The sequence below is a fragment of the Rhizorhabdus wittichii genome, assembly GCF_017607425.1.
GTDB classification, from domain to species: Bacteria; Pseudomonadota; Alphaproteobacteria; order Sphingomonadales; family Sphingomonadaceae; genus Rhizorhabdus; species Rhizorhabdus wittichii.
Map to the genome: position 1 here is coordinate 4997068 of NZ_CP059319.1, position 16440 is coordinate 5013507.

Annotated in this window: 14 protein-coding genes; 12 read left to right on the top strand and 2 right to left on the bottom strand. The window is 69.9% G+C overall.

Going from position 1 to position 16440, the window contains the following annotated elements; all coding sequences use genetic code 11:
- Positions 1-70 precede the first annotated feature (70 nt).
- The 12 genes from HRJ34_RS23965 (at position 71) to HRJ34_RS24020 (ending at position 14246) form a co-directional block, all read left to right on the top strand.
- Positions 71-1027, top strand: a complete 957-nt coding sequence (locus HRJ34_RS23965; protein WP_208632651.1) for an AraC family transcriptional regulator — start codon at positions 71-73, stop codon at positions 1025-1027.
- A gap of 34 nt (positions 1028-1061) precedes the next feature.
- A complete protein-coding gene (locus tag HRJ34_RS23970) occupies positions 1062-2021 on the top strand; it encodes a 2-hydroxyacid dehydrogenase (protein ID WP_208632652.1) in 960 nt (319 codons plus the stop codon).
- Between the two features lie 46 nt (positions 2022-2067).
- Entirely contained in the window at positions 2068-2835 is a 768-nt protein-coding gene (locus HRJ34_RS23975; RefSeq protein ID WP_051743887.1) for a kinase, read from the top strand.
- Positions 2836-2908: 73 nt separating this feature from the next.
- A complete protein-coding gene (locus tag HRJ34_RS23980; protein WP_030092029.1) occupies positions 2909-3379 on the top strand; it encodes an Lrp/AsnC family transcriptional regulator in 471 nt (156 codons plus the stop codon).
- A gap of 110 nt (positions 3380-3489) precedes the next feature.
- Positions 3490-4515 carry an alpha/beta hydrolase family protein gene (locus HRJ34_RS23985; protein ID WP_208632653.1) on the top strand — a complete coding sequence of 342 codons (1026 nt, stop codon included), beginning with the start codon at positions 3490-3492 and terminating at the stop codon, positions 4513-4515.
- 214 nt (positions 4516-4729) lie between these two features.
- A complete protein-coding gene (locus tag HRJ34_RS23990) occupies positions 4730-7537 on the top strand; it encodes a TonB-dependent receptor domain-containing protein (protein ID WP_208632654.1) in 2808 nt (935 codons plus the stop codon).
- A gap of 7 nt (positions 7538-7544) precedes the next feature.
- Positions 7545-9014 carry a metal-dependent hydrolase family protein gene (locus HRJ34_RS23995; protein ID WP_161628992.1) on the top strand — a complete coding sequence of 490 codons (1470 nt, stop codon included), beginning with the start codon at positions 7545-7547 and terminating at the stop codon, positions 9012-9014.
- Positions 8999-10327, top strand: a complete 1329-nt coding sequence (locus HRJ34_RS24000) for a phosphotriesterase family protein (RefSeq protein WP_208632655.1) — start codon at positions 8999-9001, stop codon at positions 10325-10327. The genes HRJ34_RS23995 and HRJ34_RS24000 overlap by 16 nt, the downstream gene beginning before the upstream one ends.
- Positions 10324-10851 carry a GNAT family N-acetyltransferase gene (locus HRJ34_RS24005; protein ID WP_208632656.1) on the top strand — a complete coding sequence of 176 codons (528 nt, stop codon included), beginning with the start codon at positions 10324-10326 and terminating at the stop codon, positions 10849-10851. The genes HRJ34_RS24000 and HRJ34_RS24005 overlap by 4 nt, the downstream gene beginning before the upstream one ends.
- A 77-nt stretch (positions 10852-10928) precedes the next feature.
- Entirely contained in the window at positions 10929-12128 is a 1200-nt protein-coding gene (locus HRJ34_RS24010) for a diaminopropionate ammonia-lyase (protein ID WP_208632657.1), read from the top strand.
- A complete protein-coding gene (locus HRJ34_RS24015; protein ID WP_208632658.1) occupies positions 12125-13417 on the top strand; it encodes an MFS transporter in 1293 nt (430 codons plus the stop codon). The genes HRJ34_RS24010 and HRJ34_RS24015 overlap by 4 nt, the downstream gene beginning before the upstream one ends.
- Before the next feature lie 79 nt (positions 13418-13496).
- The gene (locus HRJ34_RS24020) at positions 13497-14246 is read left to right on the top strand and encodes an EthD domain-containing protein (protein ID WP_208632659.1); all 750 of its coding nucleotides are present in this window, start codon (positions 13497-13499) and stop codon (positions 14244-14246) included.
- Here the strand turns inward: HRJ34_RS24020 and HRJ34_RS24025 are convergent.
- Together HRJ34_RS24025 and HRJ34_RS24030 are read right to left on the bottom strand one after the other, a co-directional pair.
- Complete coding sequence (locus tag HRJ34_RS24025; protein ID WP_011952699.1) at positions 14231-14602, bottom strand: VOC family protein; 372 nt, start codon at positions 14600-14602, stop codon at positions 14231-14233. The genes HRJ34_RS24020 and HRJ34_RS24025 overlap by 16 nt on opposite strands.
- 28 nt (positions 14603-14630) lie before the next feature.
- The gene (locus tag HRJ34_RS24030) at positions 14631-16289 is read right to left on the bottom strand and encodes an FAD-binding protein (protein ID WP_208632660.1); all 1659 of its coding nucleotides are present in this window, start codon (positions 16287-16289) and stop codon (positions 14631-14633) included.
- Positions 16290-16440 lie beyond the last annotated feature (151 nt).

Sequence of the window (16440 nt, forward strand, 5' to 3'; positions counted from 1 at the left end):
AATCGCTTCCGCAATATCCGCGATTAGCGGATATCATCCGTATAGTGCGGGAATCAGGTCAGGAGCCGCCATGGGCCAGTTCGCCCTGCTGAAGGATGAGCACCGCGCGCTGCACCGCCTGCGGGCGATGGAGGAGTCGACCCTGGCGGGCGCGCGGCGGCTCGTGGGCGGCGCGCTGAGCGACCATGACCTCGCGGTGATGGAGGACGCGCCGCTCGCGGTCGAGCTGCGGACCGCCAGCGTCGGGGCCTTGCCGCTGGTGCTGCTCCGCTACGGCGCCGCCGTGTCGATCGCGCCGCGCCGGCTGCCCGAGCATCTGCTGTTCCAGGTCGTGCTGCGCGGCAGGCTGGAGGTCGAGGACGACGATGGCGGCTTCGTCGCGGAGGAGGGCGACGCCGTGCTGCTGGAGAATCTCGCCGGCCGCCGGCTCCGTTGGTCGGGCGACAGCCGGCAGCTGATCATGCGCATCCCGCGCGCCGCCGTCGCCAGGGCGGCGGGTACCGACAGCGGACCGATCCGCTTCGACCGCACCTTCCGGCTGGACCGGGGCGGTTGCGGGACGCTGGAGCTGGTCCGCTACATCATGACGCAGGCGACGGCGGGCCGCATGGCCGGGACCGACGGCGCGGTCCTCGACCTGTTGATCCGCCACCTGCTGCTGCACCATTCCGACCATGGCGCCGCCGCGCCGCTGCCCGCCTCGATCCGCCGGGCCGAAGCCCATATGCGGCAGAATCTCGGCGAGGCGATCACCCTCACCGATCTGGTCGAGGCGGTGCGGAGCACGCCGCGCACGCTGTCGGCGAATTTCCAGACGTTCCGCGGCGTCTCGCCGATGGCGCGGTTCCGGGACCTGCGGCTGGACGCGGTCCACGCGGCGCTGGGCAATGGCGAGGCCGGCTCGGTGACCGAGGCGGCGACCCGCTACGGCTTCTTCCATCTCGGCCGCTTCTCGCAGGCCTACCGGCTGCGCTTCGGCGAGTTCCCCCGCGACACGCTGCTGGCGGCCGGCGGCCGGGACGCCTGACCCCACGATCGATCGAGCGACGGAAGGAGAGAGGGTGGCGCGGATATTGCTGACCCGGCGTTGGCCGGAGGCCGTCGAGGAGGAACTGGCGGCGCGCCACGACCTGCACCGCAACGAGAGCGACCGGCCGATGAGCCGGCAGGAACTGGCGGAGGCGATCCGCGCCTTCGACGTCGTCTGCCCCACCGTCTCCGACCGGATCGACGCCGAGGTGATCGGCCGGGGCGGCGGCGCGCGCATCCTCGCCAATTACGGCGCGGGGATCGAGCATATCGACCTGGCGGCGGCGCGCGCGGCCGGGGTCGCCGTCACCAACACCCCCGACGTGCTGACCGACGCCACCGCCGAACTGGCGGTGCTGCTGATGCTGATGGTCGCCCGCCGCGCCGGCGAGGGCGAGCGCGAGCTGCGCTCCGGCGGCTGGACGGGCTGGCGGCCGACCCACCTGCTCGGCCGGTCGATGCAGGGACGGACGCTGGGCCTGATCGGCTATGGCCGGATCGCGCAGGAGACCGCGCGGCGCGCGCAGGCGGCGCTCGGCGTGCGGCTGGCCTATCACAGCCGCCGTCCGGTCGATCCCGCGTCCGATCCGCTCGGCGCGCGCTATTGCGCCTCGGTCGCCGATCTGGTGGCGGAGGCGGACATCGTCTCGCTCCATTGCCCGGGCGGGGCCGAGACCCATCATCTGATCGACGCCGCGATGCTCGCGCGGATGAAGCCCGACGCGGTGCTGATCAACACCGCGCGCGGCACCGTGGTCGACGAGGCGGCGCTCGCCGACGCGCTGGCGCAGGGCCGGATCGGCGGCGCCGGGCTCGACGTCTACCAGGGCGAGCCGGCGGTGAACCCGCTGCTGCTGGCGGCCCCCAATCTCGTGCTGCTGCCGCATCTCGGCAGCGCGACGATCGAGACGCGCGAGGCGATGGGGCGTCAGGCGGTGCTCAACCTCGAAGCGCTGCTCGACGGCCGCGAGCCGCCCAACCGTGTCGCCTGAGCCCGGCACCACGCTCGCCGCCGTCGAGGCGGCGGTGCGGGACGCCATGGACAGGTCGGTGCGGCGGCCCTTCGTCCTCGGCATCTGCGGCGCGCAGGGCAGCGGCAAGTCGACCCTGTCCGAGGCGCTCGCCGATCGCCTGCGGGCGCGGGGCGTGGCGACGGCGGTGCTGTCGATCGACGATCTCTACCGCACCCGGGCGGAGCGCGCGGCGCTCGCCCGCGACGTCCATCCGCTGTTCGCGGTGCGCGGCGTTCCCGGCACCCATGACGTGGCGCTGGGCCTCGACATCCTCGCGGCGCTCGACGCGGGGCGGGCGGCGGCGCTGCCCCGCTTCGACAAGGCGCGCGACGACCGCGCGCCGGCCGACGCCTGGGAGACGGCGCCGGGCGATACCGCGTTGCTGATCCTCGAAGGCTGGTGCGTCGGCGCCCGGCCCGAGGCGGAGGCGGCGCTGGCCGAGCCGGTCAACGACCTCGAACGCGAGGAGGATGCGGACGGCCGCTGGCGCCGAGCGGCCAACGCCGCGCTGGCCGGCGACTATCAGGTGCTGTTCGCGCGGCTCGACCTGCTGGTCCTGCTCGCGGCCCCCGGCTTCGAGGCGGTGCGCGACTGGCGGGTCGAGCAGGAGCATGGCCTGGCGCGCGCCGCCGGGGCGGGCGCGCAGGGCGTGATGAGCGATGCCGAGGTCGAGCGCTTCATCCGTTTCTACGAGCGGCTGACCCGGCACATCCTCGCCGAAATGCCCGATCGCGCGGACCTGGTGATCCGCCTCGGCCGTGATCGGACGCCACTATCGATCAGCTGTGGATGAATTTCTTTGCGGTGGTGCCCGTGTTCGCTATGACTGTGGCTATTCCGGCGAGAAAAAATTGCGTGAGGTGTCCATGGCCGCTGCCGATCTCGATAGTTTCGATCGCAAGATCCTCCGCATCCTCCAGCGCGACAACATGACGAGCCAGCGGGAGATCGCCTATCAGGTCAATCTCTCGGCGGCGGCGGTCCATCGGCGCATCCACCGGCTGCATGCCGACGGCATCGTCACCGCCAACATGGCGGTGCTCTCGCCGTCGAAGATCGGCCGCCCCATCTCGGTGATCGTCGAACTCGAGGTCGAGAGCGAGCGGCCCGAGGAGCTCGACCAGGTCAAGCGGTCGCTCGCCGCCGCGCCCGAGGTCCAGCAATGCTATTATGTCACCGGGGAGGTCGATTTCATCGTCATCGTCTCGGTCGCCGACATGAGCGAATATGAGGAGATCACCAAGCGGCTGTTCTTCGCCAATCCCAACATCAAGAAGTTCCGCACCTATGTGGCGATGGACCGGGTGAAGACCAGCTTCGAGATGCCCGTCGATTGAGGCGCTCGCGTCGCCCCGCGCAATTTTGATCGGATTTCCGGCCGAATTAAGAGATTTGGCTTCGCCATCGCTGGTTGAGCGCCGGTCGCTCCCTGGCGCATATCGGTCCGATGGAAGGGACGGAGCGCCAATCGCGACGGTTGCCGTGGAGAAGGGCGGGCATCGGCCTGGCGATCCTGGCCTGTTCGCACGCGGCGGCGGCGGGCGAGGGCGGCCTGCCCGCCATCGCTGCGATCGGCCATTTCTACGTCGCCGGACGGGAAGTATCGCACGGCGCGCCCGGGGCGCCGATCGAGACCGGGCAGGTCTATGTCCACTATGTGCGGCTGGCGCGGCCGCGCCAGCCCGTGCCGCTGCTGCTGATCCCCGGCGGGTCGCTGTCGGGCGCGGCCTATGAGACGACGCCCGACGGGCGGCCCGGCTGGCAGAGCGATTTCCTCGCCGAGGGCTATTCGGTGCTGGTCGCCGACAGCGGGCAGACCGGGCGGACGCCCCCCGCGCCGCCGGCCGCCGGCGACGCGCCGCCGGCGATCCGCGACAAGGCCTTCCTCTGGGAGACGTTCCGGATCGGCCCGCCGGGATCGTGGCGGGCGGACCCCGCCGCCCGCCGGCCCTATCCGGCGGGGCGCTTCCCGGTCGCGGGCTTCGACGCCTTCGCGCGGCAGGTCTTTCCCCGCTATCGCCCGCCGCTCGACGAGGAGGTCGCGCGCACTGCGGCGCTCTACGACCGCGCCTGTCCCTGCGTCGTCGTCGCGCACAGCGCGGCGGGGCCGATCGCCGAGCGGGCGGCGCTGCTCCGGCCGGATCGGGTGGCGGCGCTGGTCCTGGTCGAGCCGTCTGGCGGGATCGGGCTGTCGCCCGACCAGGCGGCGCGCCTGCGGGCCATACCGCACCTCTATCTGTGGGGCGACCATGTCGACCAGGACGCCGGCTGGCGCGATCAATATGCGGGCGCCGCGCGCGATTTCGCGATGTTGCGGAGCGCCGGGGGCGCCTCCTCCTCCGCCTGGATCGATCTGCCGCGACAGGGTGTCGCCGGCAATTCGCACATGCTGATGATGGACGACAACAGCCGCGCCGTCGCCCGGCGCATCGCCCGCTGGATCGCCCGCCGGGGCATCGATCGGCCGCGATGAAAATTCCTTTCCCAAAGTGCATGATGAAGTGAAGTTCGTTCGAAAATGTCGGTGAAACTATCAACACAGATAACTTGATGATAATGTTCGGAAGGTGCGATCAAATAGCCTCGATCGATGCGGAAATAACCGATCCAGAAGATCGGCGGCGCATCTCGATGACGAGAATTGTTCTCGACGGGAGAACAAGGAAGATAATCGATAGGGGCTCGATATGATGATTGCGCGAACGGCCGATCAACGGCGCGGATGGACGATATTGCTCGGTGCGGCCAGCATCATGGCGCTGGCGACGCCGGCCGCCGCGCAGGAGGAGGCACCGGCTCCGGCGGCCACGGCGGCGTCGGACATCGTGGTGACGGGCACCCGCGTCCGCGACCCGAACCTCAAATCGTCGAGTCCGGTCACGGCGGTGACCAACCAGGCGCTGCTGCTGTCGGGCAGCCCGACCGTCGATCGCCTGCTCAACAACCTGCCGCAGATCGCCCCGTCGCAGAATGCGACGAGCAACCGCGGCGACGGCATCGTCAGCGTCGACCTCCGCAAGCTCGGGCCGAGCCGCACGCTGGTGCTGGTCAACGGCCGCCGGATGGTGCCCTCCTCGGGGCTCGGCATCGTCGACCTCAACAGCATCCCCTCGGCGCTGCTCGAACGGGTCGAGGTCGTCACCGGCGGCGCGTCGGCGGTCTACGGGTCGGACGCGCTGGCCGGCGTCGTCAACTTCATCCTCGACAAGAAATATGAAGGCCTGGGCCTGCGCGCCGAGACCGGCGTCTCCGATCGCGGCGACGGCACCAACCGGCTGATAGAGGGAACGCTGGGCGCGAGCTTCGACGACGGGCGCGGCAACGTCGTGCTGTCGGCGGGCTTCAGCCGGCGCGGCGAGGTCCGCGCGGCCGACCGCAAGGGCTTCGGGGTCAGCATCAACGGCGGCTCGGCGACCGCGCCCGCCGGCCGGATCGACAATATCGGCCTCAACCCCAACCCGACCGCCGGGAGCTTCCTCGGCACCGGAGGAACCGCGCGCGACTATGCGTTCACGCCCGACGGCAACGGCATTCGCGGCTTCATCAACAGCCTGCCGACCGCCACGACGCCGGGCGATCGCTATAATTTCTCCAACAAGGAATTCCTCCAGATCCCGCTCGAACGGCTGTCGATGGCGGCGCTGGGCAGCTATGAGCTCGCCCCGTCGATCGAGGCCTTCGCCGAGACCTATTTCACCCATAACGAAGTCAATATGCGGCAGGGCGAGAGCCCGCTGACCGCCGGCACGCTGTCGCCGACCAACCCGCTGCTGCCGCAGGTCGCGCGCGACATGCTCGCCGCGCGGCCCGATCCGACCGCCAATGCCAGCTTCCAGCGCCGGCTGACCGAGCTCGGGCCGCGCCTGCAGACCGTCACCACCGACGCGCTCCAGATCAATGCCGGCCTGCGCGGCGATCTCGGCCGCGACTGGCAGTGGGAGGTCTATTATGGCTATGGCCGGTCGGAGCAGACCCGCGTCATTCGCGGCGGCGCGTCGCAGTCGCGGATCAACGCCTCGCTGCTCGGCTGCCCGGCCGGAACGGTGGAGGCGTTCGGCTGCCGGCTGATCGACTTCTTCGGGCCCAATTCGCTGACCGACGCCGACGTCGCCTATATCAGCGTCGACAATGCCAAGGACAAGACGGTGTTCACCCGCAACGCGGCGAGCGCCTCGATCACCGGCCCGATCTTCCAGTTGCCGGCCGGCGCGGTCAGCGTCGCGGTGGGCGCCGAATATCGCAAGGACAGCTTCCGCTACCAGCCCGACGACATCCGCCGGCGCGGCGACCTGGCGGGTTTCTACCCGTCGCTGCCGACGGCGGGCAGCTATGACGTCAAGGAACTGTTCGGCGAGCTGATCGTGCCGGTGCTCGCCGACCTGCCGGCGATCCACCGGCTGACGCTGGAGGTCGGCGCGCGCTATGCCGACTATTCGAGCGTCGGCCGGGTCTTCACCTTCAAGGCGGGCGGAAGCTGGGAACCGATCCCCGACCTCCGGCTGCGCGGCCTCTACCAGCGCGCGACCCGCGCGCCGAGCGTGTTCGAGCTGTTCCAGGGCGGCGACATCGCGGCGCAGACCTTCTCCGATCCCTGCGCCACCGTCGCTCCGACCGGCGCGGCGCGGCCGACGCCGACCGCCGCCGTCGCGACCATCTGCCAGCTCCAGGGGCTCGCCGATCCCCGCACCGCCGGCTTCACGCAGATCATCTCGACGCTCGACGTCAACAGCATCGGCAATCCCAAGCTGCGCGAGGAGACGTCGAAGACGCTGACGGCGGGCGCGGTGCTGACCCCGCGCTTCGCGCCGGGGCTCAGCCTGTCGGTCGACTATTATCGCATCAAGGTGTCCGACTATATCAACCGCGCGTTCGGCGGGGTGAACGGGGTGATCGCCAACTGCTTCGCCAGCGGCGTCACGACGGCGGCGGCCTATGCCGCGCAGCCGGCCTGCCAGCTGCTCTCGCGCCGCATCTCGGGCGAGCTGATCGCCGAGCTGCCGCTGGCCAACGTCCAGACGCTGAAGACCTCCGGCCTCGACATCCAGGCGAATTACGCGCTGCCGCTCGACCGGATCGGCCTCGGCGATATCGGCACGATCGACCTCGCGGGCACGGCGACCTATCTCCGCGACTACAAGACGGTCGGGCAGGACTATGTCGGGCGGATCAGCCAGAATTTCGGCGGCATCCCCAAATGGCGCACCTCGGTCGACCTCGGCTGGCGCAACGACGATGCCGGCGTCCGCCTGCAATGGCGCCGGATCGGCGGCATGGTCGAGGACATCAGCCAGCGGCATATTCCGGCGGTGAACTATTTCGACCTCAACGGCCGGCTGGAGGTCGGCGAGCGGATCGAGTTCTATGGCGGCATCAACAACCTGTTCGACCGCAAGGCACCGCTCGTCCCCAACCAGATCTTCAACAGCGACACCCAGAATTATGACATTGTCGGCCGCTACCTCTTCATCGGCGCCAAGCTGCGCTTCCGGCCCTGACCCGTTCATGACGACCAGAAACAGGATGATCACCATGGCCCGCCGGGCGTCCCCCTTCCCCTCTCTCCGCCGGACGCTTCCGGGCCTCCTCCTGCTCGCGGGGGTTTCGGCCCCCGCGAGCGCCGCGATCCAGCCGCACGTCAACCAGACGCAGGGGCAGCCGGTGTCGGGATGCACGGCGCGCACCGAGAACCTGAAGCCGCCGCAGGTGCCGTTCGGGCAGCAGAACCCGGTGGCGGAGGACAAGGCCTATGTGCTGCGCGCCGCCCGCATCCTCGAGCCGGCGAGCGGGCAGGTGACGCAGGGCGGCTATGTCGTGGTGCGCGGCACGTGCATCCTCGGCGTCAATGCCGCGATCCCGGCCGGCGCCGAGACGGTCGAGCTGGGCGACGTCACGCTGATGCCGGGGCTGATCGATCTGCACACCCATCTCTTCCTGCGCGACGAGGACCAGGTCTGGCCCTATTCGATCCTGTGGAAGACCAGCCCCTACCGGACGATCGAGGGCGTCGACGCGGCGATCAAGACGCTCAACATCGGCTTCACCACGGTCCGCGACCTCGATGACGAGGGGGCGCTCGATTCCGACACGGCGCTGCGCGACGCGATCGCACGGGGCGTCGTGCCGGGGCCGCAGATGATCGTCGCCGGGGTGCCGCTGACCATCACCGGCGGCGACATGAACCTGCCGCTGGTCAACCCGGAGATCCAGCCGCACGTCCCGCAGCCGGCGGAGATGATCGACAGCGACGCCGCGATCGTCCCGGCGGTGCGCGAGCGGATCAAGCGCGGCTCGGACCTGATCAAGGTCTATGTGACGAGTACGCGGCGGCAGACCGACCCGGTGACGATGATGCCGTTCAGCCAGTTCGACGTGCAGCAGATGCGCACGATCGTCCAGGAAGCCCATCGCTACGGCCGCGACGTCGCGGCGCACGGCTATGGCGGCCCCGCCGTCGAGGCGGCGGTCGCGGCCGGCGTGCGGACCATCGAGCACGGCCCGCTGCTCACCGACCAGAACATCGCCTCGCTCGCCAAGTCGGACACCTATTGGGTGCCGACCCTGATCACCTATGCGGTGCGCCAGAACACCGATTTCGAGAAGCGCTTCGTCGCCCACCATCGCGACGCGTTCCGCAAGGCGCTCAAGGCCGGGGTCAAGATCGGCTTCGGCACCGACGTCGGCTCCTTCCCGCACGGCACCCAGAATGGCGAGTTCGACCTGATGGTCAGCTATGGGATGAAGCCGCTCGACGCGATCCGCGCGGCGACCTCGGTCGCGGCGACGGTGCTGCGGCTCGACGGGCAGGTCGGCACGCTCGCCGCCGGATCGGACGCCGACATCGTCGCGGTCGCGGGCGATCCGCTCCAGGCGATCGCCGACATCCACAAGGTCCGCTTCGTGATGACCGACGGGCGGATCTTCCGCAACGACGTCACCGACCAGCGCTTCGACTGGGAATGGTCGCGCCGATGAGCTGCGGCGGGCCGGTGGTGGGGCGGCGCGCCTTCGCGGCGGGGCTGTCCGCCCTGCTGCTGGCCTGCGCCTCGGTTGGCGGCGCGGCGCCGTCGACGGTCGGACAGGTGATGACCGTCACCGGCCCGGTCTCCCCCGACCGGCTCGGGCCGACGCTGATGCACGAGCATCTGTTCGTCGACTGGTTCGAGAACATGCCCGCCGCCGCATCCGCCGACGACGTTCCCCCGGCGGTGCGGCGGCGGATGCAGCAGGCCGGCTGGCCGGTGCCGCGCGACGCCGAGCAGGCGCGCTTCTTCAACAGTCCCGATCTGACGCTCGACATGATCGACGAGCTGCGCCGCGACTGGCGGCTGCGCACCAATTACCGGATCGACGACGAGGCGCTGGCCCGGCGCGAGGTCGCTGCCTTCGCCGCGGCGGGCGGGCGGACGATCGTCGATCTGACCCCCTATGGCCTGGGCCGCGACCCTGCCCGGCTGCGGCGGCTGGCGGCGGCGAGCGGGCTCAATATCGTGATGGGGACGGGCTGGTATCGCTGGCCCTTCCATTCCGACGCGGTCGCCGCCATGTCGGTCGACGATCTGGCCGCGATCATGATCCGCGACGTCGAGCGGGGCGGGGCCGACGGCATCCGCGCCGGCATCATCGGGGAGATACCGGTCGACAGCCGGTCGATCCGGATTCCGGCCGGGACCGACCCCTCCGACGAGGATATCCGCGCGCGATCGGGCGCCGCGCGCAAGCGCCTGCTGGCGCTGCCGGTGGCCGAGCGCGACGCGGTCGACCCGCGCGAGATCTATGACCCGGCCGAGCTGAAGGTGCTGCGCGCCGCCGCGCGGGCGAGCCGGCGGACCGGCGCGGCGCTGAGCCTCCACGGGGTCGATCCCTGGATCGGCTATCTGCGCATCGTCGCGGAGGAGGGCGCCGATCTCCACCGGGTGATCGTCGGCCATGCCGACTATATCCTCGCCGATCCCGATCTGCTGCGGATGGCGCTGGCGCGGGGCGTGACGCTCCAGGCCGATTACCGGCTGCAATATTATCCGAACCAGTCGCCGGTCGGCGACGTCGGCGCGCTCGTCGCCGGGATCGCCTGGGCGGTGGCGCACGGCCATCGCGACCAGATCCTGCTGTCGCTCGACATCTGCAACAAGGTCGGGCTGCGTCATTATGGCGGCGGCGGCTATGCCACGCTCCACAACCATATCCTCCCGAAGCTGCGCGCGGCGGGGGTGGGCGAGGAGGATATCCGCCACATCCTCGTCGACAATCCCCGCCGGCTGCTGACGATGGCAAGCCCGCGACCATGACCGGGCTGCGCCTGCTTCCCTTCGTGCCGGAGGATTTCGATGCGCTGGCGGGCTGGTTCGCGAGCCCGGCGGAAGCCGTGCTGTGGGGCGGCCCGCAGGTCGCCTGGCCGCTCACCACCGCCCAGTTCGCGGCGATGCTCGCGGAAGGCGACGCCGTGCCGCCGCAGCGGCGATGCTGGTCGGCCTGGCAGGGGGGCGCGATGGTCGGTCATGGCCAGGCTGTCTATGACTGGGCCGGGGGCAGCGCCCGGCTGGCGCGGATCGCGATCGCGCCCGCGCGGCGCGGCGAGGGGCTGGGCGGCCCGATGCTCGACGCGCTGCTGCGCGAGCTCTTCGCCGATCCGGCGATCGGGCGGGTCGACCTCAACGTCTATACCCATAACCGGCGCGCGATCGCGCTCTACAGGCGGTTCGGCTTCGTGCCCGGCGCGCTCACGCCCGGTGTCGTGCGGATCGACGGGCAGATATGGGACGGCATGGTGATGGCGATCACGCGCGAGGACTATGTCGCGAAATTAATTTGATCAAATCCATATAAATTAGAGAGCAAATATATCGAGTAATTATCTAGGATATCTCAAATAAACAAAGAGATGTCTTCATGATATTGCTGAATGAACTTCCAGAGAAAAATCGATCTATTTCGGAAATGGATCGGCTCATGCTGGGCCGGGAGGCGCCCGGACAGGTGTTGTCCTATCTGCGCCTGTGCCCCGATTATGCGCCGACGCCATTGTTCCGGCTGCCTGCGCTCGCTGCAGCGCTCGGCATCGGCGGGCTGCGGATCAAGGACGAGGGCGCGCGGCTGGGGCTCGGCAGCTTCAAGGCGCTGGGCGGCGCCTATGCCGTAATCCGGATCATCGCCGAGATGGCCGAACGGGCGCTGGGCCGGCCGATCGACCCGGCGATGCTGACGGCGCCCGAGGTCCGCGCGATCGCGGCGGGCGTCACGGTCGGCTGCGCGACCGACGGCAACCATGGCCGCTCGGTCGCGGCGGGGGCGCGGCTGATGGGCGCGCGGGCGGTCATCTTCCTCCACCGCGGCGTGTCGGCCGAGCGCGAGGCGGCGATCGCCGCGCTCGGCGCGACGACGGTGCGCGTCGAGGGCAATTACGACGATTCGGTCGCCCATGCGCTGCGCGTCTGTTCGGAGCGCGGCTGGCCGGTGGTGTCCGACACCTCCTGGCCCGGTTATGAGGCGACCCCGCTGCGGGTGATGCAGGGCTATACCGCGATGTTGCGCGAGGTGCTCGACGCCGCTCCCGTGCCGCCCAGCCATGTCTTCATCCAGGCCGGCGTCGGTGGGGTCGCGGCGGCGATCGCGGCGCATCTGTCCGACGTCTGCGGCGACGCCATGCCCCGGATCGTCGTGGTCGAGCCCGACCGGGCGGCCTGCCTGCTCGAAAGCGCGCGGCGCGGAAAGGCCGGGCCGATCCCCCATGGCGAACCCACGCTGATGGCGATGCTCGAATGCTACGAGCCGTCGCCGGTCGCCTGGCGCATCCTCGCCCGGACCGCCCATGCCTTCATGACCGTCGGGGAGGAGGATGCGGCGGACGCGATGCGGCGCCTCGCGCGTCCGATCGACGGCGACCCGGCGATCGTCGCGGGCGAGAGCGGCGGCGTCGGCCTCGCCGCGCTGCTCAGCGTGGCGGACGATCCGGAGGCTCGCCGCCTGCTCGACCTCGGCCCCGATGCGGAGGTGCTGCTGTTCAACACCGAAGGCGCCACCGATCCGGGCATCTACCGGTCGATCACCGGGATCGAGCCGGACGCGCTGCTCGCGGCGGCCCGGTCGTGACCGGGATCGCGCGTGGCGGCGACGGCAGCCAGCGGCCGGCGCCCGGATCGCCGCTAAAGTCGATCGTCGGCGGATCGATCGGCAATCTGGTCGAATGGTATGACTGGTATGTCTATGCGGCGTTCAGCCTCTATTTCGCGGCGCGCTTCTTTCCCGCCGAGGATCGCACGACCGAGCTGATGAACGCGGCGGCGGTGTTCGCCGCCGGCTTCCTGATGCGCCCGGTCGGGGGCTGGCTGATGGGGCTCTATGCCGACCGGCGCGGGCGCAAGGCGGCGCTGACGACGTCGGTGCTGCTGATGAGCGCCTGCTCCTTCGTCATCGCCGTCCTGCCCGACTATGACCGGATCGGCATCGCGGCGCCGGCGATCCTGCTGCTGATGCGGCTCCTCCAGGGGTTGAGCGTCGGCGGCGAATATGGCGCGAGCGCCACCTATCTGAGCGAGATGGCGCCGCCCGGACGGCGCGGCTTCTACTCGAGCTTCCAATATGTGACGTTGGTCGGCGGCCAGCTCCTCGCGCTGGCGCTGCTGCTGCTGCTCCAGGCGCTGCTCGACCCGGCGAGCCTCGCGGAGTGGGGATGGCGCATCCCCTTCGCGGTCGGCGGTGTACTGGCGCTGGTGGCCCTCGCGATGCGGCGCGGGCTGGAGGAGACCAGCGCCTTCGCCGAGGCCGACCGCAAGGGCGGGGTGGGGCGGCTGCTGCGCGAGCATCCCCGCGCGGTCGCGATCGTCGTCGGGATGACGGTCGGCGGGACGGTCGCCTTCTACACCTTCACCACCTACCTCCAGAAGTTCCTCGTCAACAGTGCCGGATGGACGCCGGGCGACGCGACCCTGCTGTGCGCGCTGGCGCTGCTGCTGTTCCTGCCGCTCCAGCCGCTGTTCGGGGCGCTGTCGGACCGGATCGGCCGCCGGCCGCTGCTGATCGGCTTCGGCCTGCTCGGCAGCGTGACGACGATCCCGATCCTGTCGCTGCTCCAGCATGTCCGCGATCCGCTGGCGGCCGGCGCGCTCGTCATGGCGGCGCTGGTGATCGTCAGCGGCTACACCTCGATCAATGCGATCGTGAAGGCGGAGCTGTTCCCGCCGTCGGTGCGCGCGCTGGGCGTTGGCCTGCCCTATGCCGTCACCGTCTCGCTGTTCGGCGGCAGCGCGGAGTTCATTGCGCTCGCGGCCCGCGCGCTCGGCCGGGAGGAACTGTTCTACCTCTATGTGACGGGCTGCATCCTCGTCTCGCTGGTCACCTATGTCGCCATGGGCCGGCTGGACGCGCGCGACACCTTCTGATCGCCAAACGAGTTCCACCTGAGCGCCGCCGCCCTTAACAAGGATGGCGCGGAGACCATCTGGTGGAGCGAGGGGACGAATGATCAAGCAGGTGGTGTTGTTGAAGGCCCGCACGGGAATCGCGCGCGGCGAGCTGATCGACCGTTACGAGCGCGAGCATGCGCCGCTGGTGTCCTTGCTGCTGCCCCATTTCAGCGACTATCGCCGCAGTTACGTCGTGCCCGGCTCGCTGATGGGCGGGGCCGCCGCGGCGCTCGATTTCGACGTCGTCACCGAGCTCTGGTACGAGGGTGCGGACCAGCTCGCCAGGCTCGCTCGCGCCGGCGAGGATGCGGAATCGGTGCGGGCGAGCGAGGCCCGGCTGTTCGATCCGGCGGCGAGCATGGTCGTCACCTGCGACGAGTTTGTCACCCCGGGCAGCCGCCTCCAGCCGCGTCCCGCCGGCCATGACGGACGTCCGGCGATCAAGCTGATGGGCTTCCTGCGCAAGCGCGCCGACATGTCGCGCGAGGCGTTCGTCGCGCGCTACGAGCAGGGCCATTGCGCCGTCGCGCTCGACGTCCTCAAGAAGGGCGATCACCCGGTCTTCGCCGATTACCGCCGCACCTTCGCGCGGGACGAAGGGGGCTCGTCACCGCCGTTCGACGTGCTCACCGAAGCCTGGTTCTGGACCGAGGAGGACTATCGCCACTTCCTGGCGCTGCACGCCGACCCGAGGATCGGCGCGATCCTGGCGGAGGACGAGGCGGCGCTGTTCGATCGCGCCTCGATCACGATCTTCGCGGCGGACGAGCATATCTCCGCCCCCGCCGCTCAGCCGATCCTGTAGGCGCAGAGCTTGTTGCCGTCGGGATCGCGGAAATAGCCGAAACAGGCGCCGGGCATGCGCTCGCCCGGATCGCCCTCGTTGGTCGCACCCAGCGCGAGCGCCCTGGCGTGGAAGCGGGCGAGGGCCTCGACGCTGTCGAAGCTGAAGCCGATCATCGTGCCGTTGCCGGCGCTCGCCGCTCCGCCGTCATAGGGGCTCAGCACGCCGAACATCGACGCGCCGTCGCCATAGATGCGGCCGCCGGTCGGGAGGTCCATCGCGGTCCCCCAGCCGATCGACCCGAGCAGTTCGTCATAGAAAGCCTTGGCCTTCTCCAGGTCGTTCGACCCGATGGTGGCATAGCTGATGCCCGGCATCGTCACCTCCGATATGTTTGAACGGGAATCATCGGCTGGCCGAACGGCCTGCGATCCGCCCCGAATAGACGCAGTCGGCGAGCGAGATGCCGCTGACATAGCGATGCGAGGACAGGCCCTTGGCGTTCTTGCCCGCCGCGAACAATTTGGGGATCGGCCGGCCCGTCTCGTCGAGCGCCTGGCCGGTCTTCTCGTCGACGACGATGCCGCCCAGCGAGATCGAAGGGCACAGATATTTCCTGTTGTGGATCGAGATGTCGACCGCATGGAAGGGCGGCTCGACGATCTCGCCGACGAAGTCGGGATGCTTGCGGAAACGGGGCTCCTCCAGCCCGGCCGACGAGCGGTTGTAATGCTCGACCGAGGCCCGCAGCGCCGCCGGGTCCATGCCGCATCGGGCGGCGAGCTCTTCGAGGGTGGCGGCCCTCTTCGCGCTCAGGAAGAGACCCATCAGCGCCGGCGCGCCCTGGAGCCGGAACAGCTTGCCCTTGCCCGGCATCGCCTCCGTCAGCGCCCGGCGGCGCAGCCGGTCGTCGAGGATGATATAGGCGACCCCGCCCTGGTCCTCGGCGATGTGATGGCCGATCTTGCCGCCATAGCAGTCCTCGGCGACGAAGCGCTCGCCCCGGCCGTTGACGACGATGCCGGTCGGGAGGGCGGCGGGCGGGTTGAACTGCCGCCAGGCCGAGATGTTGTCGAGCCGGTCGGTCCGGGCGCCGACCGACTGGCCGAGCCTGATCCCCGATCCGTCGCAGCCGATGCTGCCGAGCGGGATCGCGCCGGTGTAGCGCGGCGCGTAATGGGCGACCATCTTGCGGTTGTGGATATAGCCGCCGGCCGCGAGCACCACCGCCTTGTCGATCCGGATCGAGCGGGTCGCGCCGTCCCTGTCGGAGATGCCGTTCGCTTCGCGCACCAGTCGTTCGGCGATGCTCGGGAACAGCAGGGTCGACGCCCTGGCGAACTTCCGCGCGATCTTGCCTAGCTTCGCCGCGGAGGACGATGCCGCATCGACATGCTGGATCTGGATGCCGGTGATCCCACCGTCGTCGGACAGGATGAAGCGCCGCGCCTCGCTGTAGCCATAGAGCTTCAGCCCCATGTCGAGCGCGGCTTGCAACAACGGATCGAAGAAGCGATGCCCGGTCAGCCCGTCGCCGACGACGCGGTGGCCGCGCTGCGCGGGCCGGGCGTGATCGGCATAGTCGGCCTGCGCCTCGTTGCCCGAATAATAGAGGAAGCGGCCCGCGCCGGGATAGGAGGTCTTGACCGGGGAGAGCGCGCCGTCGAACCGCACGCCGTGCCTGGCCAGCCAGTCGATGCTCTCGCTGCTGGTCTCGCAGAAATGGCGGAGCGTCTCGTCGGCGACGGCGTCGGCGACCTCCATCTTCAGATAGCGGTACATCTGCTCCGCGTCGTCCTCGACGCCGGCCGCCTTCTGGTAGCGCGTCCCCCCGCCGCTATAATAGACGCCCCCGGACATGCGGGTCGCCCCGCCACCGCCGAACCGGTCGATCGCGATCACCCGCGCGCCCTGGTGGAGCGCCTCCAGCGCGGCGCAGATTCCCGCGCCGCCCAGCCCGACGACGACGACGTCCGCCGCGTCGTCCCAGGCAATGCCGCCGGGGGGCCCCGCCTCGAACGGGGCTTCCACGCGGGAATGCCAGTTGGGATCGTCGACCTTCATAGGATGCTCCCGGGTCCATGGGCGGCCTTCTCTCGGCCCTTCCTCTCCGTGACGGATCGCTAGATCGCGCCCGATCGAATTTCAGCTCGTGTTGCGCTCGCTTTAAAGCCGCATGGGCGGTCCTCCACGTCCGGGTGCGTCCTGTCAGCGG